Source organism: Pseudomonas sp. P42 (assembly GCF_017973755.1).
Classification (GTDB): Bacteria; Pseudomonadota; Gammaproteobacteria; order Pseudomonadales; family Pseudomonadaceae; genus Aquipseudomonas; species Aquipseudomonas iridis.
In genome coordinates, this window is record NZ_JACOPU010000007.1 from 365,614 (window position 1) to 391,798 (window position 26,185).

Genomic DNA, 26,185 nt, shown 5'->3' on the forward strand with positions numbered 1-26,185 from the left:
AATGCGAAAAACCTATCGCCCTGGTCGAATTACGTCACTTTACTCGCTGCGGCCGCGATACCCCCAAGCCAGCATGTATTGCTCTCTGGAGCTACCCCGTGACGAGTCCGGCTTGATCATCTGGATCTTGTCGAACTTCTTGCGAGCGTCCTTCAGGTAAACATCGAAACCTTCACCCTGAAAGATCTTGATAACAAAATTACCACCCGGCTTGAGTATCCGCTCCGCCAAATCAAGAGCCAACTCGCAAAGGAACATGGCTTTGGGCATATCCACTTCAGGCGTACCACTCATATTGGGGGCCATATCGGAAATCACAAGGTCCACCTGCGAATTACCCACGGCTTCAAGGATGCGCGCGAGCACTGCATCCTCGGTGAAGTCCCCCTGAATGAAAGTCACGTCAGGAATACTGTCCATCTCCAGGATGTCCGAGGCGATCAGACGCCCCTGACCACCGATCAGTCGGCTAGTGACCTGAGACCAGCCACCAGGCGCCGCACCCAGGTCGACAACACTCATGCCAGGACGGATCAGCTTGTATTTCTCCTGGACCTCCAGAAGTTTGTAACTCGCACGCGAACGGTAGCCATCCTTCTGTGCCTGCTTCACATAGGGATCATTGACATGTCTTTTCAGCCAACCAAGGCTTGTCTTGGAACGCGCCATTGGGCACCTCGATGATAAGGGTCGTGATTAGTTGGGCGGATCCACGAACCCTCGGGTAAAATGGCCGCCATTTTACAGAATCCAGACGAAAGGGTCAGATTATGCCGCTCACTCCAGAGCAGAAGAAACAGTACAAATCCATTGGCCACCATCTGAAACCAGTTCTGACTGTGGCTGACAACGGTTTGACTGAAGGTGTGTTAGCCGAACTTGAACGCGCTTTGGCGGATCACGAGCTGATCAAAATCAAGCTCAACATCCTCGATCGCGAGTCGCGCCTGGCGTCCATTGCAGAACTGTGCAAGGTCGGCAAGGCGGATCTGGTTCAGGTCATCGGCAAGATGGCACTGCTTTACCGCAAGAACTTCAGCGTCAACAAGCAGCTGTCGAACGTTCATCGCTTCAAGTGATGACAAGGGTCAAGGGTGTGCTTCGCGCACCCTGCCACTCCATCCCGGTACCGGTTGCATCACCAGCACCAGCCCGGAAAACCCCAGCACCAGATAACTGAACACCTGCCAGCGCTGCGCATCCGGCCAGCCAACACGCACTGCGACATACATCGCACACGCGTACAACGCCATCAACAGCACCTGCCCGCGAAAATCCCGCCATAGACTGGCAAGACCCTCGGCCTGTAAAAGCACCAAAGCCTGAAATATCACGCATGCAGCGGAAAAACCCACCACCAGCACTTCAAATGCACTGGCAACTTCGTCGATCAACAGCGGCGCCAGACCAATCTTGACCAACGCCGGCTGCAAACCGAAATGAATCAGCCAGAGACCGCCAACCCACAACATCTGGGTCAGCTGCCAAAGCATGGCGCCCGCATGCAGCGGGCGCCCGGTTTCAAATGTGACGGACTTCGACAATCTCGTACTCGATAACGCCGCCTGGCGTTTTCACGGCGACCGTATCGCCCTCTTCCTTGCCGATCAAGGCGCGGGCCAGAGGCGAACCGACCGAAATCTTGCCGAGTTTGAAGTCAGCCTCATCCTCACCCACGATGTGGTAAGTGACGCTTTCATCCGTCTCGACATTGGCGATTTCGACGGTGGTACCGAAGATCACTTTGCCGGTATGAGGAATGGTCGTGACATCAATGATGACCTGATTCTGAATCCGGCCTTCGATGTCACGAATCCGCGCCTCGACCATGCCCTGCTGTTCGCGGGCGGCATGGTATTCCGCGTTCTCTTTCAGGTCACCCAACTCGCGAGCCGTCCCGATGTCCTGGCTGAGCTTCGGACGGACGACCTTGGTCAGGTGAGTGTGTTCTTCTTCCAGGGCTTTCGCGCCCTGAACTGTCATTGGGTACTTGGTTATGCTCATGCCTTCAATCCTGCGTGTAGATCCTGCAAGCGACGCACGGTCTTTTCCGGACCGAATTTCAGCGCTTCACAGATAGCTTCGCCAGCAGCAATGGTGGTGGTGCAGTAAATCTTGTGCTGCAAGGCATTACGACGAATGGAGTAGGAATCGGCGATCGACTGGCGACCTTCGGTGGTGTTGATGATCAGCGTGACTTCGTCATTCTTGATCATGTCGACCACGTGCGGACGACCCTCGGTCACCTTGTTCACACGACGCACTTTCAGGCCTGCGGCTTCGATCAGCTTGGCAGTACCGGCAGTGGCAACCACTTCGAAGCCCAAGTTGATCAGATCACGGGCCACGCCTGCAACCAGTGGTTTGTCATCGTCACGCACACTGATGAATGCAGTGCCACCGGTTGGCAGCACTTCGCTCGCGCCCATCTGGGCTTTGGCGAATGCTTCACCGAAGGTGTCGCCGACGCCCATCACTTCACCGGTCGACTTCATTTCAGGGCCGAGGATCGGGTCAACGCCAGGGAATTTGGCGAATGGGAACACCGCTTCCTTCACGCTGTAGAAGTTCGGGATGATTTCTTTGGTGAAGCCGATTTCTTTCAGGGTTTTACCCGCCATCACGCGAGCCGCGATCATGGCCAGGGAAACGCCGATGCACTTGGATACGAACGGCACGGTACGGGAAGCGCGCGGGTTGACTTCGATGACGTAGATGTCTTCGCCTTGCAGCGCCAATTGCACGTTCATCAGGCCGACAACGCCCAGCTCCAGGGCCATTTTCTTGACCTGTTCACGCATTTCGTCCTGGATGTGCGCCGGCAGCGAGTACGGCGGCAGCGAGCAAGCGGAGTCACCGGAGTGAACGCCAGCCTGTTCGATGTGCTGCATGATCGCGCCGATGACCACGTCTTTGCCGTCGCAGACCGCATCCACGTCCATCTCGATGGCGCAGTTGAGGAAGTGGTCGAGCAGCACCGGGCTGTCGTTGGACACTTTCACTGCATCACGCAGATAGCGCTTGAGCTCTTCTTCTTCGTAGACGATTTCCATCGCACGGCCGCCCAACACGTAGGACGGGCGAACCACCAGCGGATAACCGATCTTGGCCGCAGCGCGAATGGCTTCGTCTTCGCTGCGCACGGTAGCATTTGGCGGCTGACGCAGGTTCAGGCGCTCAACCATTTGCTGGAAGCGCTCACGGTCTTCGGCACGGTCGATGGCGTCAGGGCTGGTGCCGATGATCGGCACGCCAGCGGCTTCCAGGGCGCGAGCCAGTTTCAGCGGGGTCTGGCCGCCGTACTGGACGATGACGCCTTTCGGCTTCTCGACGCGGCAGATTTCCAACACGTCTTCCAGGGTTACCGATTCGAAGTACAGACGGTCGGAAGTGTCGTAGTCAGTGGAAACGGTTTCCGGGTTGCAGTTGACCATGATGGTCTCGTACCCGTCTTCGCGCAGAGCGAGGGCGGCGTGTACGCAGCAGTAGTCGAACTCGATGCCCTGACCGATACGGTTTGGACCACCACCGAGGATGATGATCTTGTCGCGACCCGACGGCGCTGCTTCGCATTCTTCCTCGTAGGTCGAATACATATAGGCGGTATCAGTGGCGAACTCGGCAGCGCAAGTGTCAACGCGCTTGTAGACCGGGAACACTTCCAGCTTGTGACGATGAGTCCGCAGGTTCTTCTCGGTAACACCCAGCAGCTTGGCCAGACGCTGATCGGAGAAGCCTTTGCGCTTGAGCTTGAACATCAGGTCGCGGTCGATCGAGGACAGACCGAGGGTCTTGACCTTCTCTTCTTCCTTGATCAGATCTTCGATCTGCACCAGGAACCACGGGTCGATCATGTTCATGCCGAAGATGTCTTCGACCGACAGGCCGGCGCGGAACGCGTCAGCCACGTACCAGATGCGCTCGGCTCCTGGCACGGTCAGTTCGCGCTTGAGGATGCTCATGCTTTCCGGGTTGCTCAGGTCGAGCTTCTCGTCCAGGCCGCAAACGCCCACTTCCAGACCACGCAGAGCTTTCTGCAGGGATTCCTGGAAAGTCCGGCCGATGGCCATAACCTCACCCACCGACTTCATTTGCGTGGTCAGGCGTGCGTCGGCTTTCGGGAATTTCTCGAAGGCGAAGCGTGGCAGCTTGGTGACGACGTAGTCGATCGACGGCTCAAAGGACGCCGGGGTCTTGCCGCCGGTGATGTCGTTCGACAGTTCGTCGAGGGTGTAGCCCACAGCCAGTTTGGCGGCGACTTTGGCGATCGGGAAACCGGTGGCTTTCGAGGCCAGAGCCGAGGAACGCGATACACGCGGGTTCATCTCGATCACGACCATACGGCCAGTGTTCGGGCAGATACCGAACTGCACGTTGGAACCGCCAGTCTCGACGCCGATCTCGCGCAGTACCGCCAGAGAGGCGTTACGCAGGATCTGGTATTCCTTGTCGGTCAGGGTCTGAGCCGGGGCAACAGTGATCGAGTCACCGGTGTGCACGCCCATCGGGTCGAAGTTTTCGATCGAGCAGACGATGATGCAGTTGTCCTTTTTGTCGCGGACAACTTCCATTTCATATTCTTTCCAGCCGATCAGCGACTCGTCGATCAGCAGCTCTTTGGTCGGCGACAGGTCCAGACCACGGGCGCAGATTTCTTCGAACTCTTCACGGTTGTAAGCAATACCGCCGCCGGTGCCACCCATGGTGAACGACGGACGGATGATGCACGGGAAGCCCAGGGTTTCGAGAACCGCGTTGGCTTCTTCCATGCTGTGGGCGATACCGGAGCGCGGGCAAGCCAGGCCGATGGATTTCATCGCCTTGTCGAAACGCGAACGGTCTTCAGCCTTGTCGATGGTGTCGGCGTTGGCGCCGATCATTTCCACACCGAACTTCTCCAGAACGCCTTCGCGCTCCAGGTCGAGGGCGCAGTTCAGAGCGGTCTGGCCGCCCATGGTCGGCAGCAGTGCGTCTGGACGCTCTTTCTCGATGATCTTGGCAACGGTCTGCCATTTGATCGGTTCGATGTAGGTCGCGTCGGCCATCGACGGGTCGGTCATGATGGTGGCAGGGTTGGAGTTCACCAGGATGACGCGGTAACCCTCTTCGCGCAGGGCTTTGCAAGCCTGGGCACCGGAGTAGTCGAATTCGCAGGCCTGGCCGATAACGATCGGGCCAGCGCCGAGAATCAGGATGCTTTTAATGTCTGTACGTTTTGGCATGGGTTTGTCACTCAAATCCGCAGGTCAGTCGGCAAGCCGTCTTGATCGATTTCTGAAGCCTCGAAGGGGCCGCCGGTAGCGGGGCCACCCTCGAGGGGCTTCTCTCTACAGTCTCAAGGCGAACGCTTAGCGTCGCTTGGCCATCTCGTTGATGAAGCGGTCGAACAGTGGCGCCACATCGTTCGGGCCCGGGCTCGCTTCAGGGTGACCCTGGAAGCTGAACGCGCTCTTGTCGGTGCGCTCGATACCTTGCAGGGTGCCGTCGAACAGCGATTTGTGGATCGCGCGAACGTTGGCTGGCAGGGTTTCTTCGTCTACCGCAAAACCGTGGTTCTGGCTGGTGATCATCACGACGCCAGTGTCCAGATCCTGTACCGGGTGGTTGGCACCGTGGTGGCCGTGGCCCATTTTCAGGGTCTTGGCGCCGGAGGCCAAAGCCAGCAGCTGGTGACCGAGGCAGATGCCGAATACCGGGATTTCGGTTTCCAGCACTTCCTTGATCGCCTCGATGGCGTAGTCGCATGGCTCCGGGTCACCAGGGCCGTTGGACAGGAACACGCCATCCGGTTTCAGCGCCAGTACGTCGGCAGCAGGCGTTTGCGCCGGCACGACGGTGACGCGGCAGCCGCGCTCGACCAGCATGCGCAGGATGTTGACCTTGACGCCGTAGTCGTAGGCAACCACGTGGTATGGCAGCTCGGAGGCTTCGATGGTCGCGTGGCTGTCGGTTTTCAGATCCCAGACTGTCGAGCGCCATTCGTATTGCTTCTTGGTGCTGACGACTTTCGCCAGATCCATGCCCTTCAGACCCGGGAAGCCTTGCGCTGCGGCAATGGCGGCTTCTTCGGAGATGTTGTCGCCAGCCATGATGCAGCCGTTCTGGGCGCCTTTTTCCCGCAGGATGCGGGTCAGGCGACGGGTGTCGATACCGGCGATTGCCACAACATTGTTGGCTTTCAGGTAATCGTCCAGGGACATCGTGTTACGCCAGTTGCTCGCCACGAGCGGCAGGTCGCGGATGACCAGACCGGCAGACCAGACGCGATCCGACTCGGCATCTTCCGGCGTGGTGCCGGTGTTGCCAATGTGCGGGTAGGTCAGGGTAACGATCTGTTGGGCGTAGGAAGGATCGGTAAGGATTTCCTGATAGCCGGTCATTGCGGTGTTGAACACCACCTCACCAACGGTTTGACCGTCGGCACCAATGGCTTCGCCGCGAAAAATGCTGCCATCAGCAAGGGCAAGTATGGCTGGCTTAGTCAAGAAGACCTCCCGTAAATAACGCATGAAAGGGCGATCGCAGGTTGTAAAAAAGCGGAATGACGTATGGACACGTCACCCCGCTTGTTCACTGAATTATTCTGCGCGCTTTTAGTGGACACACTAAAGCTGTAGCTTACAGAAAAAGGCTTTTTTGGTCTACCGCCAATGAGCCCGAAAGGGCAGAGAATGCGACAGGGCGTCGCTTGGCGGATAAAACCGGGCTCAAACAGGTGGTTTGAACCCGGTTTCTGTAGCACTTAATGCAGGTCGAGCACGTCTTGCATGTCGTAAAGACCCGGCGTGCGACCATCCAGCCACAACGCAGCGCGTACCGCTCCCTTGGCGAACGTCATCCGACTGGAAGCCTTGTGCGTGATCTCGAGCCGCTCACCTTCACAGGCGAACAGCACCGTGTGATCACCGACCACATCCCCACCGCGCACCGTGGCAAAACCAATGGTTTCACGCTCGCGTACACCGGTGTGACCTTCACGCCCATAGACCGCAACCTTCTGCAGATCACGATCCAGCGCGCTGGCAATCACTTCGCCCATGCGCAACGCCGTACCTGACGGCGCATCGATCTTGTGCCGGTGATGCGCTTCGATGATTTCGATATCCGCATCATCACCCAGCACACGCGCAGCCATATCAAGCAGCTTCAGCGACAGATTGACCCCAACACTGAAGTTGGCAGCGAACACGATGGGAATATCCTTGCCCGCCTCGGCCAACAGATGTTTCTGCGCGGCATCCAGCCCGGTCGTGCCGATGACCATGGCCTTGCCTGCCTTACGACAGAAGGCCAGGTTTTTCAGCATGACTTCAGGCAGCGTGAAATCGATCAGCACATCGAACTCATCGGCTACTGATTCGACATGACCAGACAACGGCACGCCGATTCGCCCCAGCGATGCCAACTCACCAGCATCGACGCCGATCAGCGTGCTGCCAGGGCGAACGATCGCAGCAGTCAGCCCGGTCAGCGGCGCGCGCTGCTGCACGGCCTCGACCAGAATCTTACCCATGCGCCCGGCGGCGCCCATCACTGCAATACGTCGCATGCCGACTCCTTACAAATCGCCGAAGAAGCGCTTTACACCGTCGAACCAACCGGTGGTTTTCGGCGAATGACTGTTGTCATCGGCCAACGAGCTGCGGAACTCTTCCAGCAATTCACGCTGACGACGGTTCAGATTGACCGGGGTCTCGACGGCCACACGACACATCAGGTCGCCCGCACCACCGCCACGCACTGGCGCCACGCCTTTACCGCGGACGCGAAATTGTTTGCCGGTCTGCGTGCCTTCGGGGATTTTCAGTTTGACGCGACCGTCGAGGGTCGGAATCTCCAGCTCACCACCCAACGCTGCATCGACAAAGCTGATCGGTACTTCGCAGAACAGATGCTTGCCGTCACGCTGGAAGATGTCGTGTTCGCGGACATTGATGACCACGTACAGGTCGCCAGTCGGGCCACCCTGAGTCCCCGCCTCGCCTTCACCAGACAGACGGATGCGGTCGCCAGTATCAACGCCGGCCGGTACTTTGACCGACAGGGTTTTGTACTCTTCGACACGACCGTCGCCATGGCAGGAATCGCACGGATCGGAAATGATCTTGCCTTGGCCATGGCAGCGCGGACAGGTCTGCTGAACCGAAAAGAAACCCTGCTGCATGCGCACCTGACCGATGCCGCCGCACGTCGGGCATGTCGAAGGCGACGAGCCTTTCTTGGCGCCCGAACCATCGCACGGCTTGCAATTGACCAGTGTCGGCACGCGGATATTCACCGAGGTGCCGCGCACCGCTTCTTCCAGATTCAGCTCCAGGGTGTAGCGCAAATCGCTGCCACGCTGGGCGCCGCCACGAGAACCGCCGCGACCACCGCCGAAGAAATCACTGAAGACATCGCCAAAGATGTCAGAGAAGTTCTGACCGCCGAAACCGGCACCGCCGCCACCCATGCTCGGATCAATCCCAGCATGACCGTATTGGTCGTACGCCGCGCGTTTGCTCGAATCGGACAGCACTTCGTAGGCCTCGTTGGCCTCTTTGAACAGTTCTTCCGATGCTTTGTCATCGGGATTACGGTCCGGGTGATGCTTCATCGCCAGACGACGATAGGCCTTTTTCAGGTCCGCATCGGTTGAGCCACGCTCAACACCCAACACTTCGTAATAATCACGCTTTGCCATAAGTTCTTCGCACTCTTGAGGACGTTCGGCAAACCCCTCCTGAGGTGGCCAAACTCGTTGAGCCCCAATACAGGCCCGGACCCAACTCACGTCAATTCAACGATCCTGGTCTTTGATTCATGCGGTACTTTCGGCGCGAAAAGCAGGAGCATTCCCGGCCATACCACCAACACGCGAACCTTGTCGCATGCTGTAAAAATTCGCGTATTCCAGATACGCCAACGCGGGAGCAAGCTCCCGCGCGGCGACATCCTACCAGTCACCGCCTGAAGGCAGTCAACCGGCCGACCAACAACTTACTTGTGGTCTTTAACTTCTTCGAACTCAGCATCGACAACATCGTCGGCTTTTTCAGCTTTACCGTCCTGCGGTGCTGCGCCTTCAGCAGGCTGAGCCTGTTCGGCATACATCTTCTGAGCAACCGGAGCAGATACTTTCGACAGCTCTTCGACTTTCGCTTCGATGGCAGCCTTGTCGTCGCCTTTCACAGCGGCTTCCAGAGCAACCACGGCAGCTTCGATCGCGGTCTTCTCTTCGGCGGTAACTTTGTCACCCGCGTCAGCGATCATTTTGCGAGTCGAGTGAACCAGTGCATCACCCTGGTTACGGGCGCCAGCCAGCTCTTCGAACTTGCGGTCTTCCTCGGCATTCGCCTCGGCGTCACGCACCATGCGCTCGATTTCTTCGTCGGACAGGCCGGAGTTGGCCTTGATCACGATCGACTGAGTCTTGCCGGTCGCCTTGTCTTTCGCGCCAACGTGCAGGATGCCGTTTGCGTCGATGTCGAAGGTTACTTCGATCTGCGGCACGCCACGTGGTGCAGGTGGAATGTCGGCCAGGTCGAACTTGCCCAAGGACTTGTTCTGCGTGGCTTGCTTACGCTCGCCTTGCAGGACGTGGATGGTCACGGCGCCCTGGTTGTCGTCGGCAGTCGAGAACACTTGCGATTTCTTGGTAGGAATCGTGGTGTTTTTCTCGATCAGCGCGGTCATCACGCCACCCATGGTTTCAATACCCAGGGTCAGCGGGCTGACGTCGAGCAGCAGAACGTCTTTCACGTCACCAGCCAGAACGGCGCCCTGGATGGCAGCACCCATGGCAACAGCTTCGTCCGGGTTAACGTCTTTACGCGCTTCTTTACCGAAGAAATCGGTAACCAGCTTCTGTACCAGCGGCATACGGGTCTGACCACCGACCAGAATCACGTCGTTGATCGCGCCAACGTCCAGACCTGCGTCTTTCATTGCGATGCGGCAAGGTTCGATGGTGCGCTGAACCAGGTCTTCAACCAGTGCTTCGAGCTTGGAACGCGAAATTTTCACGTTCAAGTGCTTAGGACCGGTGGCATCTGCAGTGATGTACGGCAGGTTGACGTCGGTCGACTGAGCGGACGACAACTCGATCTTGGCTTTCTCAGCGGCTTCTTTCAGGCGCTGCATGGCCAGCGGGTCACCTTTAAGGTTCATGCCGCTTTCTTTCTTGAATTCGTCAACGAGGTAGTCGATCAGACGAATGTCGAAGTCTTCACCGCCCAGGAACGTGTCACCGTTGGTGGCCAACACTTCGAACTGGTGCTCGCCGTCAACTTCAGCGATCTCGATTACGGAGACGTCGAAAGTACCACCACCCAGGTCGTAAACGATCACGGTGTGATCGCCCTTGGCCTTGTCCATACCGTAAGCCAGAGCAGCTGCGGTTGGTTCGTTGATGATACGTTTAACGTCCAGACCCGCGATGCGGCCGGCGTCTTTGGTTGCCTGACGCTGGCTGTCGTTGAAGTAGGCCGGAACAGTGATCACTGCTTCGGTGACTTCTTCGCCGAGATAATCTTCGGCGGTCTTTTTCATCTTTTTCAGGATTTCAGCCGAGATTTGTGGCGGTGCCATTTTCTGGCCGTTCACCTCAACCCAAGCGTCGCCGTTGTCAGCCTTGGCGATCTTGTAAGGAACCATCTGGATGTCTTTCTGCACAACTTCTTCGTCGAAACGACGACCGATCAGACGCTTTACTGCGTACAGAGTGTTGTGCGGATTGGTGACTGCCTGACGCTTGGCAGACTGACCAACCAGAATTTCGCCATCGTTGGCGTAAGCGATGATCGACGGCGTGGTACGCGCGCCTTCAGCGTTTTCAATAACTTTTGCTTTGCCGTTTTCCAGCACGGAGACGCAGGAGTTGGTAGTCCCCAGGTCGATACCGATAATTTTGCCCATGTTAACTCTCCCGAAACTTTGGATTTGGATGCCGCAGCAGTGGTGGCTGACTGCGGTAGCACTTAAACGCTTGACTTCTAAATGGGGGCCTTGCGGCTAATTTCAAGCCTGCTCATCAATAGAAGGCGAAACTGGCGCCGGCGCCTTGCTGACCACGACCATGGCCGGGCGCAGCAGGCGACCGTTGAGCTGATAGCCCTTCTGGAACACCTTCAGGACACTGTTCGGCTCGACGTCTGCGCTTTCCTGCATGGCCATTGCCTGATGCTGAACGGCGTTGAACGGTTCGCCATGCGGATCGATCGCTTCAAGCTGATAACGCTTGAGGGTGTCGTGGAACATTTTCAGGGTCAGCTCGATACCTTCGCGCATCGGACGGATGCTTTCGTCGTCCGGGTTCGACAACTCGAGGCCGCGCTCCAGGCTGTCGACGATCGGCAGCAGGTCGCTGGCGAATTTTTCCAGCGCAAACTTGTGCGCCTTCTCCACGTCCTGCTCGGCACGACGACGGACGTTCTGCAGATCGGCAGCAACACGCAGAGACTGATCCTGCGCGGCGGCCAATTGCTCTTCGAGCACTTGTACACGGGTCGCCAGGTCGTCACCCGAACCCTCGGGCGCCTGATTGGCTTCTGGGTTTTGCTTATCTACTGTCTGTTCGTCAGCCATAGAATTCTCCTTTCAATATCGTCCGCGAGTTCGACTCGCGCTTCTGCCCCGATATATGGGGCCGCAAAATCAGTCTTCAAGGGGCTCAAGCATTAACCCTACAAAAAAGTGCTGCTTTTTTTCATTCCTCGATGAGCTAAGCATTTGCATTGCTCAAGCGAAACGACCTAAGTGAGGGCATTGTCAGCCCCGAACAAAACACTGTATAAATAACCAGACCTAAAGCCTGGGAGCGGCCTTTATGCTGGTGCACCTGTCCGTACATAACTACGCCATCGTTGAACATCTCGATCTTGAACTTGATCGCGGGATGAGCGTGATCACAGGGGAAACCGGCGCCGGCAAGTCGATCATGCTTGACGCCCTGGGCCTGACCCTTGGCGATCGTGCCGACAGCGGCGTAGTCCGCCCGGGCGCCGACAAGGCCGATATCCTGGCAACCTTCGACCTGGCCGATATCCCCGAAGCCAGCGCCTGGCTGGCCGAGCGCGATCTGGACATCGACGGGCCGTGCATCCTGCGCCGCGTCATCACTTCGGAAGGACGCTCTCGTGGCTATATCAACGGTACGCCCTGCCCGCTTGGCGATTTAAAGTCCCTTGGCGAATTGCTGATCGATATCCACAGCCAGCACGAACACCAGTCTCTTCTGAAAACCGATACCCATCGTCGCCTGCTGGACGAATACGCAGGGGCGACCGACCTCGCCCGCCAGGTACAACTGGCGGCGCAGCGCTGGCGTCAGACTCGCCAGGAGCTGGAGCGTCTCTCCAACTCCGGCGACGAACAGCGCGCTCGTCATCAACTGCTCAGCTACCAACTCGAAGAACTCGAAAACCTCGGGCTTGGCGATAACGAACTCGAACAGCTGGAGCAGGAACACAAGAACCTGACCAATGCTGAAACCCTGCTCGGCATTTGCCGACAAGTGGTCGAACAATGCAGCGAAAGTGATTCCGGGAATGTGTTGAATGCGTTGACAGCCAGCCTTAATCGCCTGTCGAGCGTGAACAACTCCGTTGGCGCCCTCGGCGAGGCCAGCAGTTTGTTGACCAGCGCGCAGATTCAGGTCGAAGAGGCTGTCGGTGAACTTAATCGCTTCCTCGATAACTTCGATGCCGACCCGGCACGCCTGCAATATCTGGAAGAGCGCCTCGACGCCATTTACACGCTGGCGCGCAAGCATCGGATCCAGCCGACCGAAGTCAGTGAAATGCAGCAAAAACTGCTGGATGAAATCGAAACGCTCAATGCCAATGACGAATCCATTGAGCGATTGGGCGAAGAGTTGGCCTCCTATGCCCGCCACTACCAGGAAAAGGCACGGGAGCTGAGCGATTTGCGCCATCAGGCCGCTGACAACCTGGCCAGTGCGGTGGAACAGGAGATTCAACGGCTGGGCATGCCGGGCGGTCGATTCACCATCGAACTGCGCGCCAACAGCAGCGACGAACTCTTGCCTAACGGCCTCGAACAAGTCGAATTGCTGGTGAGCGCCAACCCAGGCCAACCGCTGAAGGCGCTGGCGAAAGTAGCATCTGGCGGTGAACTATCAAGAATCAGCCTGGCAATCCAGGTGATCACCGCACAGACCTCTCGCGTTCCAACCCTGGTGTTCGACGAAGTCGACGTGGGCATTGGCGGCCCGACGGCTGAAATTGTCGGCCAGTTACTGCGCCGACTCGGTGAGCGCGGTCAGGTATTGACCGTCACGCACTTGCCGCAAGTGGCAGCTCAGGGGCATCAGCATCTGTTCGTACACAAAGTACGCGGGGAAGAGGCAACACACACCGCCGTCTCCAAGCTGAGCAAGAACGACCGTATAGAAGAAGTCGCAAGGATGCTGGGCGGTATCGATCTGACCAAAGAGTCTTTGGCACACGCGAAGAAGATGGTCGTCACCGCGAAAGTTTAACAATGGCAAAAAGCACGAAGGCGACCCTTGGGTCGCCTTCGCTCGTTTCGCGAACCTGAAATTCGCGCGACATGCTTACTTTTTCTTGCGTACGTACAGCACCAGATTGTGATCAACCATCTCAAAGCCATGCTTCTCGACGATCGACTTCTGAAGCTTTTCGATTTCTTCGTCGAAGAACTCGATCACTTCACCGGACTCCACGTTGACCATATGGTCGTGGTGGCCACCGTCGGCCAATTCAAACACAGCGTGGCCGCCGTCGAAGTTGTGACGGACCACCAGGCCAGCGGCTTCGAACTGGGTCAGAACACGGTAAACCGTGGCCAGACCGACGTCCTCGCCCGCTTCCATCAACGCCTTGTAGACGTCCTCGGCACTCATGTGACGCTGCTCTGTAGAGTCGAGCATTTGCAGGATCTTGACCCGTGGCAGGGTCACTTTGAGGCCAGCTTTGCGTAGTTCGCTATTTTCAACCATGGTCAGCTTTCTCGCGATGCTGCTTCGCAGCTTCTCTTAATACGGGTATGATCGGCGTTTACGTTGTCCCAGCCAAGATAGTGGAAGTCGCCCACCGATGCAAAACACCAAGCTCTTGCTAACCAGTTTCACCTTTGTGGGACTGCTCGCACTCGCCGGTTGTTCATTCCCCGGGGTTTACAAAATCGACATCCAGCAGGGCAATGTCGTCACGCAGGACATGATAGACCAGTTACGCCCGGGAATGACCCGGCCGCAAGTACGGTTTATCATGGGCAACCCTCTGCTTGCCGACACGTTCCATGCCGATCGCTGGGATTATCTGTATAGCCTGCAACCTGGTGGCGGTGAACGTCAGCAGGAACGCATGAGTGTTATTTTCAACTCAAACGACCAGCTCGTCAGCCTGTCCGGTGACTTTATGCCGGGCGTGAGCCGTGACGAAGCCATTCTCGGCAAGGACAGTGGCACCAACGTGACCGCTCCTGCTGAAAACGCCGAGAAGCCAACACCGGAAAAACCGGTGAAACCAGGTTCCTTGCTGGATCAGATCCAGAAGGACGTCGATGGTGTAGAAACCGTTCCGGTTCCGACGCCAGAGCCGCTGGACACCTCGCCGCAATAATTTGCGACGCAATAAAAAACCCGGAAATTCCGGGTTTTTTATTGCCTGCCGTTTGGCTTCTTACTGATTTCGAGCTTTCGCCTCAGCTGCCTTGGCAGCACGCAAACGCCGCACCTCTTTCGGATCGGCGAGCAACGGCCGATAAATTTCGATGCGATCCCCCGCCTGAATCAGGCGAACCTCTGGATCAACGATTACTTTGCCGAAGATCCCTACCGGGCATTCGGCCAGATCAAGCTCAGGGAATTCATCGCCAATCCCGGACTTGAACAAGGCATCACGCACAGTCGCCCCTTCGGGGACACTGACCGCGCGCAAGACCTGACGATCAACGGCCGCATACACGACCTCTATCTCGATCACCGACTCAACCATGCATCTGTTTGGCACGCTGACAGAATGCATCCACCAGCGTGTTCGCAGCCTGATTGAACAGCGGCCCCAGCGTGGCTCGCACCAACGGCCCGGCATAGTCGAACGACAGGTCCAGGCTGATCTTGCAGGCCTTCTCGTTCAGTACCTTGAATACCCAGACGCCGTGCAACTGATTGAACGGGCCTTCTTCAAGGTTCATCTCGATGGATTGCCCCGGCACCAGCGTATTGCGCGTCACGAAATGCTGACTGAGGCCACCCTTGGCCACGCCGACACTTGCACGCATATGCTCAGGCGAGCTCTCCAACACCTCGGCAGACGAGCACCACGGCAGAAATTCCGGATAACGCGCCACGTCATTGACCAGGTCGTAGAGAAATTGCGCCGGGTAAGGCAGCAGCGCCGATCGTTGAATATGTGTCGTCATGTAAGCGTTACTTCCAGAGCTGAGCGGCAAACACTACAAGAATGCCGATGGGCGCCACATAGCGCATCAAGAACAGGGACAGGGCGAACAGCGCCGGATTGCGGATCGACAACTCGTCGCGCACTGCTTCACGGCCCATCACCCAGCCTGCAAACAACACGAAACACAAACCACCGAGTGGCAACATGATCCGCGAGGTGAAGAAATCGATCACGCCGAAGAAGTCCAGACCGCTTGCCGCACCCCATTGATAGAGGTGGAACATCCCGCCTTCGTTCACGAAAAACTTGGCTTCCTTCCAGATATTGAAGGAAAACACCGTGCCCAGACCGACGAACCAGCAGGTAAAAGCCAACCAGAATGTCACCCAGGCGCGGCTGATTTTCGTGCGTTCAACCAGGTACGCGACCATCGGCTCCAGCAGGGAAATCGCCGAACTCCAGGCGGCAACCGCCACCAGCACGAAGAACACTACCCCCATCAACTGGCCGAACGCTACGTTACCAAAGGCAAATGGCAGACTGACGAACATCAGGCCAGGGCCTTCGCTCGGGTTCAGGCCCGCGGCAAACACGATAGGGAACAAGGCCAGACCGGCCACCAGCGATACAAACGTATCGAGCAGCGCCACACCGACGACCGTGCCAGATAGCGACGAATTCTTCGGCATGTAAGCGCCGTAGATCATGATCGATCCGACGCCCACGCTCAGCGAAAAGAATGCGTGGCCCATCGCCGGGAGTAATCCGTCGAGGACTTTTTCCGGGTGGAAGTCGAACATGAAATGCACGCCTTCCATGAAATGCCCGGTGGTCATGCTGTAGCCGAGCAGCACCAGAATCATCACAAACAGCAACGGCATCATGATTCGCAAGCTGCGTTCAAGCCCGGCGACCACGCCTTTGGCGATCACCAGCGCTGAAAGCAGCATAAAAATCGTGTGCCAAAGTGTCAGGCGCCATGGATCAGCGATCACATTACCGAAGTAGGCACCGACCTGAGCGGCCGTGGCACCTTGAAAGTCGCCACGCCCCATATCGATGATGTAATCCAGCGACCAGCCGCCGACCACACTGTAGAAAGACAGGATCAACAACGCCGTGATCATCCCGGCGAACGCGCCCCACGACCACTTGCCCGAATGCCCGGCTTCTACCGCCAGCACCTTCAAAGCGTTGGCCGGACTCTGCCGCGCACGCCGCCCGATCAGGGTTTCAGCCAACATGACCGGGATCCCGATCAACGCGATACATGCCAGAAACATCAGCACAAAGGCACCGCCGCCGTAGACCCCGACCATGTACGGGAACTTCCAGATACTACCCAGTCCCACGGCCGAACCGGTCGCGGCGAGTATGAATACCCAGCGGCTAGCCCAACTGCCGTGGACAGAAACCTTGTCTGTCGACATCGTTTATCACGCCCAAGCGTTAGAAAAAGAGGCCGCATTGTCCGGGATTCACTCAACCTGCTCAAGCACGCAGCATCACCGTAGCCGACAGCCGTTTATCTCCATATAATGCCGCCCCTATGGCTAAACAGAAGAAACACCCAACAGGGACCATCGCGCAGAACAAAAAGGCGCGACACGATTACTTCATCGAGCATAAGTTCGAGGCTGGTCTGGTCCTGGCCGGCTGGGAAGTAAAAAGTCTGCGGGCAAGCAAGCTGCAACTGGTCGACAGTTACGTGCTGCTCAAGGATGGCGAAGCATGGCTGCTCGGCAGTCATATCACGCCTCTGATGACCGCCAGCACCCACGTCATCGCTGACCCGACGCGCACGCGCAAGTTGCTGCTTAACCGCCGAGAGCTGGAAAAGCTCGCCGCGGCAGTGCAGCAAAAGGGTTACGCCTGCGTATGCCTGTCCTGGTATTGGAGCAAGCACATGGTCAAGTGCGAGATTGCTCTGGGCAAGGGCAAGAAGGAATACGACAAGCGTGACACCGAGCGCGAACGCGACGCCGGTCGTGAGTTGCAGCGTGCTGTGCGTAACAAGGGCAAGGAAGACTAGTCTTCCCCCCAAAAAGCAAAGATCGTCCGATCGCGGCCGCCGCAGGCTCGGGCCGTGACCGGACGATCTTTTGCTTTAAAAATCACATCCCCTTGCGCCGCTCCGCCCGAGCCATGCGCTGAACTTCCTGCCGCACCTCTTCCAGCACTTCCTGCACATACAAGATGTGTCGACTGGAAACTTCCCGCGCCTGCTCCGCACGCCCCTCAATAATCGCCAGATACAATTCCCGATGCTGGGTGATCAGCATGTCGCGGGTTTCCGTGCGTTGTTTGTACATGCCGCCGATGTTGGTCACGACGTTACGCTTGAGCAAATCAAACAACCCGCGAATCGTGTGCAACAACACCGCGTTATGACTGGCCTCGGCAATCGCCAGATGAAACTTCGCATCCGCCGCGCCCTCTTCCACCCGACTCACTTCGTCATGACGCGAATAGCAGTCCTGTAACTCTTCGAACGCCGCAGTCAGTCGCTCGCGATCCACATCGGTCGCGCGCAATGCAGCGTAATAGGCACACGATGCCTCCAGGGTATGCCGAAATTCCAGCAAATCGCGCTGCGCCTCAGGATTGCTTTCGAGCAGTTGCAGCAGTGGATCGCTGAACGTCGAACCCAGCGATTCCACCACGTAGTTGCCACCGCCCTGCTTGCTGACCAGCAATCCCTTGGCCGCCAGTTTCTGAATCGCTTCGCGCAACGATGGACGTGAAACCCCGAACTGCTCAGCCAGTGCGCGCTCAGCCGGCAGCCGTTCACCGGACTTCAGCGTACCTTCAAGGATCATCCCCTCGAGCCGCTCGACAATATCGTCAGACAAACGGCGCTGACGTATCTGATCAAACCCCATAACTCACTTCTCCACGAGCCCGACCGCTCGCCGGGCTCTCTATTCTGGCCTATCGGCGCCATCACGACACCTACCAGACGACACCGCCCGAACCGAATCAGATGACGTCTGCACCGCTCATTAGACAAAAGTTTCAGGGCGACAAATTGACACACCCGCATCAAGGCTTTTACCCTAGCCAACAGCGATTGTAAATTGGTCTTACCAATTAACCAAGGACGCTGACAGTGCCTGACCAACAACAATTAGGGGCCACCCCATATGCAAACCTGGCAACAGATCTACAGCCCGCTCGGCAGTCTTGGCGTTTCCGCTCTCGCGGCCGTCATTCCCATCGTTTTCTTCTTCCTCGCGTTGGCGGTGTTCCGCCTCAAAGGTCATGTGGCCGGCAGCATCACGCTTGCCTTGTCCATCGCTGTGGCTATTTTCGCCTTCCAGATGCCGGTCGACATGGCGTTTGCCGCTGCCGGGTATGGCTTCGCCTATGGTTTGTGGCCGATAGCCTGGATCATTGTCGCGGCGGTGTTCCTGTACAAGCTGACAGTCAAAAGTGGTCAGTTCGAAGTTATTCGCAGCTCCGTACTGTCGATTACTGATGACCAGCGCCTGCAGGTGCTGCTGATCGGTTTCTGCTTCGGTGCATTCCTGGAAGGTGCCGCCGGTTTCGGTGCGCCGGTCGCGATTACCGCGGCACTCCTTGTAGGCCTGGGCTTCAACCCGCTGTACGCCGCAGGCCTGTGCCTGATCGCCAACACCGCGCCGGTTGCGTTTGGCGCTCTGGGGATTCCGATCATCGTGGCCGGCCAAGTCACCGGTATCGACGCCTTCAAAATCGGCGCCATGACCGGTCGCCAGCTACCGCTGCTGTCGCTATTCGTGCCGTTCTGGCTAGTGTTCATGATGGACGGCATGCGCGGCGTGCGTGAAACCTGGCCGGCCGCGCTGGTGGCGGGCCTGAGCTTTGCCATCACTCAGTACTTCACTTCGAACTTCATCGGCCCGGAACTGCCGGACATCACCTCGGCCCTGGCGAGCCTGATCTCCCTGACACTGTTCCTGAAAATCTGGCAGCCAAAACGTACCGCTGGCGCGCAAATCGCCGGCGCGACTTCCAGCACCGCCATCATCGGCAGCGTCGGCGGTTTCGGCCAGAAGCGCGCCACCGCGGTTTCGCCTTACAGCCTCTGGGAAATTTTCATCGCCTGGTCGCCGTTCCTGATCCTCACCGTGCTGGTGACGATCTGGACGCTCAAGCCTTTCAAAGCAATGTTCGCTGCCGGCGGCTCGATGTACGCGTGGGTGTTCAACTTCGCGATTCCGCACCTTGATCAATTGGTGATCAAGACTGCACCGATCGTGGCCGCGCCAACCGCCATTCCAGCCGTGTTCAAACTTGATCCGATTTCCGCGACCGGCACGGCGATTTTCTTCTCCGCACTGATCTCGATGCTGGTGCTGAAGATCAATTTCAAAACTGGTCTGACCACTTTGAAAGAGACCTTCTACGAACTGCGCTGGCCTATTCTGTCGATTGGCATGGTGTTGGCGTTCGCGTTCGTCACTAACTATTCCGGCATGTCCTCGACCATGGCTCTGGTGCTGGCGGGTACTGGCGCAGCGTTCCCGTTCTTCTCACCGTTCCTGGGCTGGCTGGGCGTATTCCTCACCGGTTCCGACACCTCGTCCAACGCCCTCTTCAGTTCGCTGCAAGCCACCACCGCGCACCAGATCGGCGTCAACGACACCCTGCTGGTCGCGGCAAACACCAGCGGTGGCGTCACCGGCAAGATGATCTCGCCACAATCGATCGCCGTGGCCTGCGCTGCGACCGGTCTGGTCGGCAAGGAATCGGATCTGTTCCGCTTCACCCTCAAGCACAGCCTATTCTTTGCAACGATCGTCGGTCTGATCACGCTGGCTCAGGCCTACTGGCTCACCGGCATGCTGGTGCACTAAACCTAAAAGAAGATTGCAAACGACATTGAAATAACCGACGCCGGTTCGTGATTCCGGCGTCAGCAATTCACAACCCGGTCTGTAAGGCTGCTGAAAGCAACACTCTTTATATTCAGCAGCCTCAGCGGACGGATAACCGGGACAACCCGGAGACACGCCTGATGAGCGAGCTTTTTTACAACGCCGTGCCGAACGCGACCCGCGTGGCACCGCCACTGCCCGAACCTCGGCAATACCCCAGCGAGAAACCGTCGCGGGTCTATCTGTTCGGGACGTGCGTGGTTGATCTGTTCTACCCCGAAGCCGGGATGGACGCGATCCATTTGCTGAAGCGCGAAGGGATTCGGGTCGAGTACCCGCAAGGGCAAAGTTGCTGCGGACAACCGGCCTACACCTCCGGTTACACCGAGCAAGCGCGGACGGTGGCGCGCTCGCAACTGGCACTGTTCGCCGGGGATTATCCGGTGGTGGTGCCATCGGGCTCCTGCGCTGGCATGTTGCGCGAGCACTACGCCGACTTGTTCAAGGATGAGCCAGAAACCTTGAAACAGGTTCAGGCCCTCGCGGCACGAACCTACGAATTGGCAGAGTTTCTGCTGTTCGTCTGCAAAGTGCAGCTCAAGGACAGCGGCGAGCCGGTAAAAGTCGCGCTGCACACGTCGTGCTCTGCGCGTCGCGAGATGAACACCCACCTGCACGGCCGCGAGTTGTTGGCGCAGTTGAGCAATGTGGAACGGGTCAACCACGACCACGAAAGCGAATGCTGTGGCTTCGGCGGGACATTCAGCGTCCGAATGCCAGACATTTCCGGCGCGATGGTGGCTGACAAGACCCGGGCGTTGAAGGAATCCGGCGCACACAGGATTTTGAGTGCCGATTGCGGCTGCTTGATGAACATCAACGGCTCGCTGGAGAAACAACAGGAAGCGTTGCGCGGCCAACATCTGGCCAGTTTCCTGTGGCAACGAACCGGAGGTGCGCAATGAGCACTTCCGCGATTATTCCTACGGTCGCCGTAGAAGAAGATTTCCGCACCCGGGCGCACAACGCTTTGGGTGACCCGCAGTTACGGAACAATTTCCGCACTGCCATGGATTCACTGATGACCAAGCGGGCAGCGGCTTTTGGCGATGCCCACGAAAGAGAACATTTGCGCGCACTGGGCAACTCGATCAGAGCCCGCGCGCTCTCCAAGTTGCCCGACCTGCTCGAGCAACTGGAACAGAACCTGACCCGCAACGGTGTGACAGTGCACTGGGCGGAAACGGTGGACGAGGCCAATGGTATCGTCTTATCGATCATCCGTGCTCACGAGGCGCGGCAAGTGATCAAGGGCAAATCGATGGTCAGCGAAGAGATGGAGATGAACCATTTCCTCGAGGCTCAAGACATTGAATGTCTGGAGTCCGACATGGGGGAATACATCGTCCAGCTCGACCACGAGAAGCCTTCACACATTATTATGCCGGCGATCCACAAGAATGCCGGTCAGGTCGCGTCCTTGTTCCACGACAAACTTGGCGTGGAATACACCAAGGACGTTGACCAACTCATTCAGATCGGTCGCAGAGTCCTGCGGCAGAAATTCTTCGAAGCGGACATCGGCGTTTCCGGCGTCAACTTCGCCGTGGCCGAAACCGGCACCCTGCTGCTGGTGGAAAACGAAGGCAACGGCCGGATGACTACTACCGTGCCGCCGGTGCACATCGCCGTCACCGGCATCGAAAAAGTCGTCGAAAATCTGCGCGACGTGGTGCCGCTGCTATCGCTGCTGACCCGCTCGGCGCTGGGCATTCCGATCACCACTTACGTCAACATGATCTCCGGCCCGCGCAAGGAGCATGAACTCGACGGCCCGCAAGAAGTGCACCTGGTGCTTCTCGACAACGGTCGCAGCCAGGCCTTTGCCGACAGCGAATTGCGCCAGACCCTGAACTGCATTCGCTGCGGCGCCTGTATGAATCATTGCCCGGTCTACACGCGAATCGGCGGCCACGCCTATGGGGAGGTTTACCCCGGCCCTATAGGAAAAATCATCACCCCACACTTGGTCGGCCTGGCCAAGGTGCCGGATCATCCGAGTGCGTCTTCGCTGTGCGGTGCCTGCGGTGAAGTGTGTCCGGTAAAAATTCCTATCCCCGCGCTGCTACGTCGCCTACGCGAAGAAAACGTCAAAGCCCCGGACAGTCCTCATCAAGTGATGCGCGGTCAGGGCAGCAAGTATTCGCGCAAGGAACGCTTTATCTGGAACGCCTGGGCCAAGCTCAATAGCTCGCCAACGCTGTATCGGCTATTCGGCTTTTTCGCCACGCGCTTGCGCGCCCTCACGCCCAACAATGTTGGCCCATGGACGCAGAATCACAGCGCCCCCAAACCCGCCGCCCGCTCACTGCACGACATGGCCCGCGAGCACTTGGCCAAACAGGGAGACCGCTGATGAGCGCCAAGCAAAATATCCTCGGCAAACTGCGCAAAAGTCTGATCGGCGCCACGCCGATTGCCGACGATTTCGACGTAGAACTGGTAACTCAGCCGTACACCTACAGCGCCGAACAGCGCATTCCGCAATTGCGCAAATTGATGGAAGCGGTCCATACCGAGATCCATCTGACGTGCGATGAGGAATGGCCTGCACTGCTCGCACAATTGCTGCACGACCGTCAGTTGCCGAGTCTGTTGATCGCACCGACGACACCTCACGGGGCAAAAATCACTCAACACTGGGCGAACAATCCTGATCTGCCGGCGCTGAAATCCTACGTCCGGCCGATGGAAGAATGGAAAGCCGAACTGTTCAACGATACCCCGGCCAGTCTCACCGGCACCCTGGGGGCCATTGCCGCCACGGGCAGCCTGATTCTCTGGCCAACCCGCGAAGAACCGCGCCTGATGAGTCTGGTGCCGCCCGTACATTTCGCCCTGCTCAAGGCCAGCGAAATCCGCGACAACTTCTACCAGGTGCAACATGAACTCCAATGGGCCCAAGGCATGCCGACCAACGCGTTGCTGGTGTCCGGCCCGTCGAAAACCGCTGACATCGAGCAAGTGCTGGCCTACGGCGCCCACGGCCCGAAAGACCTCGTCGTGCTGATCCTGGAGGACCAATGACGCTTCCGGCGAATTTCCTGCGTGATGCGCAACAACTGATTCCGGCGGATCGCCGCTTCGACGATCCGCTGTCGACATTGGCCTTCGGCACCGACGCCAGTTTTTATCGACTGATTCCGCAACTGGTGATCCGCGTTGAATCCGAAGATGAAGTGGTGAAGCTGCTGCAATTGGCACAGCGCGATCATGTGCCGGTGACCTTTCGCGCGGCCGGCACCAGTCTCTCCGGTCAGGCGATCAGCGATTCGGTGCTGATCGTGCTTGGGGATAACTGGAACGCTCGCGAAATACGTGGCCAAGGCACACAAATCCGTCTGCAGCCGGGGGTGATCGGCGCGCAGGCCAACGCGTGGCTGGCGCCATTCGGACGCAAGATCGGCCCGGACCCGGCCTCGATCAACGCCTGCAAAATCGGCGGCATCGTCGCCAACAACGCCAGCGGCATGTGCTGTGGCACCGCACAAAACACTTATCACACGCTGGCAGGCATTCGCTTGGTCCTGGCCGACGGCACGCGACTTGATACTGAAGACGCCGCCAGCATCGCGGCGTTTCGTGCAAGCCATGGTGATCTGCTTGATCGCTTGGCGACGTTGAGCCGCGAGACCCGCTCCAATGCCGAACTGGCTGCCAGAATCCGCCACAAATATCGTCTGAAAAATACCACCGGCCTGTCGCTCAACGCCCTGGTGGATTTCGACGAGCCTGTGGATATCTTGAGCCACTTGCTGGTCGGCTCCGAAGGCACACTCGGTTTTATCAGCGCGGTGACTTACGACACCGTCATCGACCATCCGCACAAGGCTTCAGCGCTGATCGTATTCCCGGATGTGGAAACCTGCTGCAACGCAGTCACCGTGCTGAAAAGCCAGCCTGTGTCAGCGGTAGAACTGCTGGATCGACGCAGCCTGCGCTCGGTGCAGGACAAACCGGGCATGCCCGCTTTCGTACAGCTGCTGTCGAACAATGCCTGCGCCCTGCTGATCGAATCCCGCGCCGCCTCTTCCACGTTGCTGCAGGAACAACTGGCGCAGATCATGGCGTCGATCAGCAGTTTCCCGGTAGAAAAGCAGGTCGACTTCAGCGAAGACCCCGTTGAAAACGCACGCCTCTGGGCGATCCGCAAGGACACCTTCCCCGCCGTCGGCGCCGTGCGTAAAACCGGCACCACGGTGATCATCGAGGACGTGACCTTCCCCGTTGAACAACTGGCGATCGGCGTAAACCGCTTGATCGAACTGTTCGAAAAACATTCCTACGACGAGGCGATCCTTTTCGGACATGCGCTGGAAGGCAATCTTCACTTCGTCTTCACCCAAGGCTTCAACAACCCGGAAGAAGTCGCACGCTATCAAGCGTTCATGGACGACGTCGCGCAACTGGTGGCGGTGGAGTTCGGCGGCTCCCTCAAGGCCGAACACGGCACCGGGCGCAACATGGCGCCGTTTGTTGAGCTGGAATGGGGCAGCGACGCCTACCAACTGATGTGGCAGCTCAAACGTCTGCTCGACCCTAACGGTATTCTCAACCCGGACGTGGTGCTCAGCGAAGATCCGCAGATCCACCTCAAGCACTTGAAACCGCTGCCGGCGGCTGACGAAATTATCGATAAGTGCATCGAGTGCGGCTTCTGCGAACCGGTCTGCCCGTCGAAAGGCCTGACCCTGAGCCCGCGCCAGCGCATCGTGATCTGGCGCGACATTCAGGCGAAAAAACGCGCAGGGATCGACACCACTGAACTGGAAAAAGCCTACGAGTACCAAGGCATCGAAACCTGCGCCGCAACGGGTCTCTGCGCACAACGCTGTCCTGTAGGCATCAATACCGGCGAGCTGGTGAAAAAGCTTCGCGGCCGACACGCAACGCACAAGAAAACCGCTGACTGGATCGAAGGAAATTTCGCCAAGACGCTGCAAGGCGCGCGCTTCACGCTGCATGTGGCGAATGGAGCGCGGATGTTGCTGGGGGCGCCGCGTCTGGCGAAGTTATCGGCAACGCTGACCCGCTTGTCCAAGGGCCAAGTGCCGTTGTGGACGAACGCGATGCCACAACCGGAAAGAGCCATTCGCTTCAGTCCGAATGTGTCGGACGAACGCCCTCGAGTGGTTTATCTGGCTGCGTGCGTCTCGCGGGTCATGGGGCCGGCGGCGGGTGACAAAGAGCAGATGTCGCTATACGACAAAACCCGTGGACTGCTGGAAAAGGCCGGTTACCAAGTGGTCTTCCCCGACAATCAGGACAACCTTTGCTGCGGCCAACCATTCGCCTCCAAAGGCTATGCCGAACAGGCCGAGCATAAGCGTCAGGAGCTGATCAGCGCGCTGCTCCACGCCAGTCGCGGCGGGCTCGATCCGATTTATTGCGACACCAGTCCGTGCACGCTGCGGTTGGTGCAGGACGTGGGAGATGTTCGCCTGGATCTGTACGACCCGGTGCGTTTCATTCGTACGCATCTGCTCGATCGGCTGGATTTCACGCCACAGGAAGCACCGATCGCCGTCCATGTGACGTGCAGCACTCAGCATTTGGGCGAGAGCCAGGCGTTGATTGATCTGGCGCGCAAGTGCAGTAGGAACGTGGTGATTCCGGAAGGCATTCATTGCTGCGGTTTCGCGGGGGACAAGGGCTTTACCACGCCGGAACTGAACAGCCACTCGCTGCGCACGCTCAAGGACGCGGTGCAGCATTGCAGTGAGGGGATTTCCACGAGCCGGACGTGCGAAATCGGACTGACGCAACATGGCGGGATCGACTATCACGGCCTGGTTTATCTGGTGGATCGGGTCACCCGGGCGAAGGCCTGCTGAAGAAAATCAGAACCCTTGAGCGGGACGGTAGTCCACAGAACAGGCCTCGAACAGTCGGGGCCTG

The 26,185-nt window shown here is 58.0% G+C and carries 23 protein-coding genes; 9 read left to right on the forward strand and 14 right to left on the reverse strand.

What is annotated here, in order from left to right:
* Positions 1–39 precede the first annotated feature (39 nt).
* Positions 40–669: a 23S rRNA (uridine(2552)-2'-O)-methyltransferase RlmE gene (gene rlmE, locus H8B20_RS23755; protein ID WP_042557587.1), complete on the reverse strand. Its 630-nt coding sequence runs from the start codon at positions 667–669 to the stop codon at positions 40–42.
* Between the two features lie 101 nt (positions 670–770).
* On the opposite strand from rlmE, the gene H8B20_RS23760 reads away from it, so the two are divergent.
* Positions 771–1,079 (forward strand): YhbY family RNA-binding protein, encoded by a 309-nt coding sequence (locus H8B20_RS23760; protein ID WP_042557586.1) that lies wholly within the window; start codon positions 771–773, stop codon positions 1,077–1,079.
* Positions 1,080–1,088: 9 nt separating this feature from the next.
* Here the strand turns inward: H8B20_RS23760 and H8B20_RS23765 are convergent, their stop codons facing one another.
* The 8 genes from H8B20_RS23765 to grpE all read right to left on the reverse strand — a co-directional run bounded on the left by H8B20_RS23765 (position 1,089) and on the right by grpE (position 11,565).
* Positions 1,089–1,493 carry a hypothetical protein gene (locus H8B20_RS23765; RefSeq protein WP_042561952.1) on the reverse strand — a complete coding sequence of 135 codons (405 nt, stop codon included), beginning with the start codon at positions 1,491–1,493 and terminating at the stop codon, positions 1,089–1,091.
* A gap of 28 nt (positions 1,494–1,521) precedes the next feature.
* A complete protein-coding gene (gene greA / locus H8B20_RS23770; protein WP_042561951.1) occupies positions 1,522–1,998 on the reverse strand; it encodes a transcription elongation factor GreA in 477 nt (158 codons plus the stop codon).
* A 2-nt stretch (positions 1,999–2,000) separates the two neighbouring features.
* Complete coding sequence (gene carB, locus H8B20_RS23775; RefSeq protein WP_042557585.1) at positions 2,001–5,222, reverse strand: carbamoyl-phosphate synthase large subunit; 3,222 nt, start codon at positions 5,220–5,222, stop codon at positions 2,001–2,003.
* Positions 5,223–5,348: 126 nt separating this feature from the next.
* Complete coding sequence (gene carA, locus H8B20_RS23780; RefSeq protein WP_210624792.1) at positions 5,349–6,485, reverse strand: glutamine-hydrolyzing carbamoyl-phosphate synthase small subunit; 1,137 nt, start codon at positions 6,483–6,485, stop codon at positions 5,349–5,351.
* 257 nt (positions 6,486–6,742) lie between these two features.
* Positions 6,743–7,549 (reverse strand): 4-hydroxy-tetrahydrodipicolinate reductase, encoded by an 807-nt coding sequence (dapB, locus tag H8B20_RS23785; protein WP_210624793.1) that lies wholly within the window; start codon positions 7,547–7,549, stop codon positions 6,743–6,745.
* Positions 7,550–7,558: 9 nt separating this feature from the next.
* On the reverse strand, positions 7,559–8,683 hold the full coding sequence (dnaJ, locus tag H8B20_RS23790; RefSeq protein ID WP_210624794.1) for a molecular chaperone DnaJ: 1,125 nt from the start codon (positions 8,681–8,683) through the stop codon (positions 7,559–7,561).
* A 296-nt stretch (positions 8,684–8,979) separates the two neighbouring features.
* Positions 8,980–10,896, reverse strand: a complete 1,917-nt coding sequence (gene dnaK, locus H8B20_RS23795) for a molecular chaperone DnaK (RefSeq protein WP_210624795.1) — start codon at positions 10,894–10,896, stop codon at positions 8,980–8,982.
* Positions 10,897–10,998: 102 nt separating this feature from the next.
* Positions 10,999–11,565 carry a nucleotide exchange factor GrpE gene (grpE, locus tag H8B20_RS23800; protein WP_042557580.1) on the reverse strand — a complete coding sequence of 189 codons (567 nt, stop codon included), beginning with the start codon at positions 11,563–11,565 and terminating at the stop codon, positions 10,999–11,001.
* Between the two features lie 241 nt (positions 11,566–11,806).
* On the opposite strand from grpE, the gene recN reads away from it, so the two are divergent.
* The gene (recN, locus tag H8B20_RS23805; protein WP_042557579.1) at positions 11,807–13,480 is read left to right on the forward strand and encodes a DNA repair protein RecN; all 1,674 of its coding nucleotides are present in this window, start codon (positions 11,807–11,809) and stop codon (positions 13,478–13,480) included.
* A gap of 75 nt (positions 13,481–13,555) precedes the next feature.
* On the opposite strand, the gene fur is transcribed toward recN, so the two are convergent.
* Complete coding sequence (fur, locus tag H8B20_RS23810) at positions 13,556–13,960, reverse strand: ferric iron uptake transcriptional regulator (protein WP_016771770.1); 405 nt, start codon at positions 13,958–13,960, stop codon at positions 13,556–13,558.
* A gap of 97 nt (positions 13,961–14,057) precedes the next feature.
* On the opposite strand from fur, the gene H8B20_RS23815 reads away from it, so the two are divergent.
* Positions 14,058–14,585 (forward strand): outer membrane protein assembly factor BamE, encoded by a 528-nt coding sequence (locus H8B20_RS23815; protein ID WP_042557578.1) that lies wholly within the window; start codon positions 14,058–14,060, stop codon positions 14,583–14,585.
* A gap of 60 nt (positions 14,586–14,645) precedes the next feature.
* On the opposite strand, the gene H8B20_RS23820 is transcribed toward H8B20_RS23815, so the two are convergent.
* From H8B20_RS23820 to H8B20_RS23830, 3 genes are read right to left on the reverse strand one after another with little or no spacing between them, the layout of a single operon-like run.
* Entirely contained in the window at positions 14,646–14,960 is a 315-nt protein-coding gene (locus H8B20_RS23820) for an RnfH family protein (RefSeq protein WP_210624796.1), read from the reverse strand.
* The gene (locus H8B20_RS23825; RefSeq protein ID WP_016986510.1) at positions 14,953–15,387 is read right to left on the reverse strand and encodes a type II toxin-antitoxin system RatA family toxin; all 435 of its coding nucleotides are present in this window, start codon (positions 15,385–15,387) and stop codon (positions 14,953–14,955) included. Before H8B20_RS23825 ends, H8B20_RS23820 begins: the two co-directional genes overlap by 8 nt.
* A gap of 7 nt (positions 15,388–15,394) precedes the next feature.
* Positions 15,395–16,798: a sodium-dependent transporter gene (locus H8B20_RS23830; protein ID WP_042557576.1), complete on the reverse strand. Its 1,404-nt coding sequence runs from the start codon at positions 16,796–16,798 to the stop codon at positions 15,395–15,397.
* Between the two features lie 119 nt (positions 16,799–16,917).
* Here H8B20_RS23830 and smpB point away from each other — a divergent pair, with 119 nt between their 5' ends.
* Positions 16,918–17,400, forward strand: a complete 483-nt coding sequence (gene smpB / locus H8B20_RS23835) for an SsrA-binding protein SmpB (protein WP_007900551.1) — start codon at positions 16,918–16,920, stop codon at positions 17,398–17,400.
* An 82-nt stretch (positions 17,401–17,482) separates the two neighbouring features.
* On the opposite strand, the gene H8B20_RS23840 is transcribed toward smpB, so the two are convergent.
* Positions 17,483–18,250 carry an FCD domain-containing protein gene (locus tag H8B20_RS23840; protein ID WP_042557575.1) on the reverse strand — a complete coding sequence of 256 codons (768 nt, stop codon included), beginning with the start codon at positions 18,248–18,250 and terminating at the stop codon, positions 17,483–17,485.
* Positions 18,251–18,511: 261 nt separating this feature from the next.
* Between H8B20_RS23840 and H8B20_RS23845 the strand changes: the two genes are divergently transcribed.
* From H8B20_RS23845 to H8B20_RS23865, 5 genes are all read left to right on the forward strand, one after another.
* A complete protein-coding gene (locus H8B20_RS23845) occupies positions 18,512–20,206 on the forward strand; it encodes a lactate permease LctP family transporter (RefSeq protein WP_210624797.1) in 1,695 nt (564 codons plus the stop codon).
* Between the two features lie 161 nt (positions 20,207–20,367).
* Entirely contained in the window at positions 20,368–21,192 is an 825-nt protein-coding gene (locus H8B20_RS23850; RefSeq protein ID WP_210624798.1) for a (Fe-S)-binding protein, read from the forward strand.
* Positions 21,189–22,643: a LutB/LldF family L-lactate oxidation iron-sulfur protein gene (locus H8B20_RS23855; protein ID WP_210624799.1), complete on the forward strand. Its 1,455-nt coding sequence runs from the start codon at positions 21,189–21,191 to the stop codon at positions 22,641–22,643. Before H8B20_RS23850 ends, H8B20_RS23855 begins: the two co-directional genes overlap by 4 nt.
* On the forward strand, positions 22,643–23,314 hold the full coding sequence (locus H8B20_RS23860) for a LutC/YkgG family protein (protein ID WP_210624800.1): 672 nt from the start codon (positions 22,643–22,645) through the stop codon (positions 23,312–23,314). The genes H8B20_RS23855 and H8B20_RS23860 overlap by 1 nt, the downstream gene beginning before the upstream one ends.
* Positions 23,311–26,121, forward strand: coding sequence for an FAD-binding and (Fe-S)-binding domain-containing protein (locus H8B20_RS23865; protein ID WP_210624801.1), 2,811 nt, complete (start codon positions 23,311–23,313; stop codon positions 26,119–26,121). Before H8B20_RS23860 ends, H8B20_RS23865 begins: the two co-directional genes overlap by 4 nt.
* Positions 26,122–26,185 lie beyond the last annotated feature (64 nt).

What these genes read in the sequence shown, in the direction of transcription:
- rlmE (WP_042557587.1), bottom strand. Translation starts at nt 669, where the DNA reads ATGGCGCGTTCCAAGACAAGCCTTGGTTGGCTGAAAAGACATGTCAAT.
- H8B20_RS23760 (WP_042557586.1), top strand. Translation starts at nt 771, where the DNA reads ATGCCGCTCACTCCAGAGCAGAAGAAACAGTACAAATCCATTGGCCAC.
- H8B20_RS23765 (WP_042561952.1), bottom strand. Translation starts at nt 1,493, where the DNA reads ATGCTTTGGCAGCTGACCCAGATGTTGTGGGTTGGCGGTCTCTGGCTG.
- carB (WP_042557585.1), bottom strand. Translation starts at nt 5,222, where the DNA reads ATGCCAAAACGTACAGACATTAAAAGCATCCTGATTCTCGGCGCTGGC.
- dapB (WP_210624793.1), bottom strand. Translation starts at nt 7,549, where the DNA reads ATGCGACGTATTGCAGTGATGGGCGCCGCCGGGCGCATGGGTAAGATT.
- dnaJ (WP_210624794.1), bottom strand. Translation starts at nt 8,683, where the DNA reads ATGGCAAAGCGTGATTATTACGAAGTGTTGGGTGTTGAGCGTGGCTCA.
- dnaK (WP_210624795.1), bottom strand. Translation starts at nt 10,896, where the DNA reads ATGGGCAAAATTATCGGTATCGACCTGGGGACTACCAACTCCTGCGTC.
- grpE (WP_042557580.1), bottom strand. Translation starts at nt 11,565, where the DNA reads ATGGCTGACGAACAGACAGTAGATAAGCAAAACCCAGAAGCCAATCAG.
- recN (WP_042557579.1), top strand. Translation starts at nt 11,807, where the DNA reads ATGCTGGTGCACCTGTCCGTACATAACTACGCCATCGTTGAACATCTC.
- fur (WP_016771770.1), bottom strand. Translation starts at nt 13,960, where the DNA reads ATGGTTGAAAATAGCGAACTACGCAAAGCTGGCCTCAAAGTGACCCTG.
- H8B20_RS23815 (WP_042557578.1), top strand. Translation starts at nt 14,058, where the DNA reads ATGCAAAACACCAAGCTCTTGCTAACCAGTTTCACCTTTGTGGGACTG.
- H8B20_RS23820 (WP_210624796.1), bottom strand. Translation starts at nt 14,960, where the DNA reads ATGGTTGAGTCGGTGATCGAGATAGAGGTCGTGTATGCGGCCGTTGAT.
- H8B20_RS23825 (WP_016986510.1), bottom strand. Translation starts at nt 15,387, where the DNA reads ATGACGACACATATTCAACGATCGGCGCTGCTGCCTTACCCGGCGCAA.
- H8B20_RS23830 (WP_042557576.1), bottom strand. Translation starts at nt 16,798, where the DNA reads ATGTCGACAGACAAGGTTTCTGTCCACGGCAGTTGGGCTAGCCGCTGG.
- smpB (WP_007900551.1), top strand. Translation starts at nt 16,918, where the DNA reads ATGGCTAAACAGAAGAAACACCCAACAGGGACCATCGCGCAGAACAAA.
- H8B20_RS23840 (WP_042557575.1), bottom strand. Translation starts at nt 18,250, where the DNA reads ATGGGGTTTGATCAGATACGTCAGCGCCGTTTGTCTGACGATATTGTC.
- H8B20_RS23845 (WP_210624797.1), top strand. Translation starts at nt 18,512, where the DNA reads ATGCAAACCTGGCAACAGATCTACAGCCCGCTCGGCAGTCTTGGCGTT.
- H8B20_RS23850 (WP_210624798.1), top strand. Translation starts at nt 20,368, where the DNA reads ATGAGCGAGCTTTTTTACAACGCCGTGCCGAACGCGACCCGCGTGGCA.
- H8B20_RS23855 (WP_210624799.1), top strand. Translation starts at nt 21,189, where the DNA reads ATGAGCACTTCCGCGATTATTCCTACGGTCGCCGTAGAAGAAGATTTC.
- H8B20_RS23860 (WP_210624800.1), top strand. Translation starts at nt 22,643, where the DNA reads ATGAGCGCCAAGCAAAATATCCTCGGCAAACTGCGCAAAAGTCTGATC.
- H8B20_RS23865 (WP_210624801.1), top strand. Translation starts at nt 23,311, where the DNA reads ATGACGCTTCCGGCGAATTTCCTGCGTGATGCGCAACAACTGATTCCG.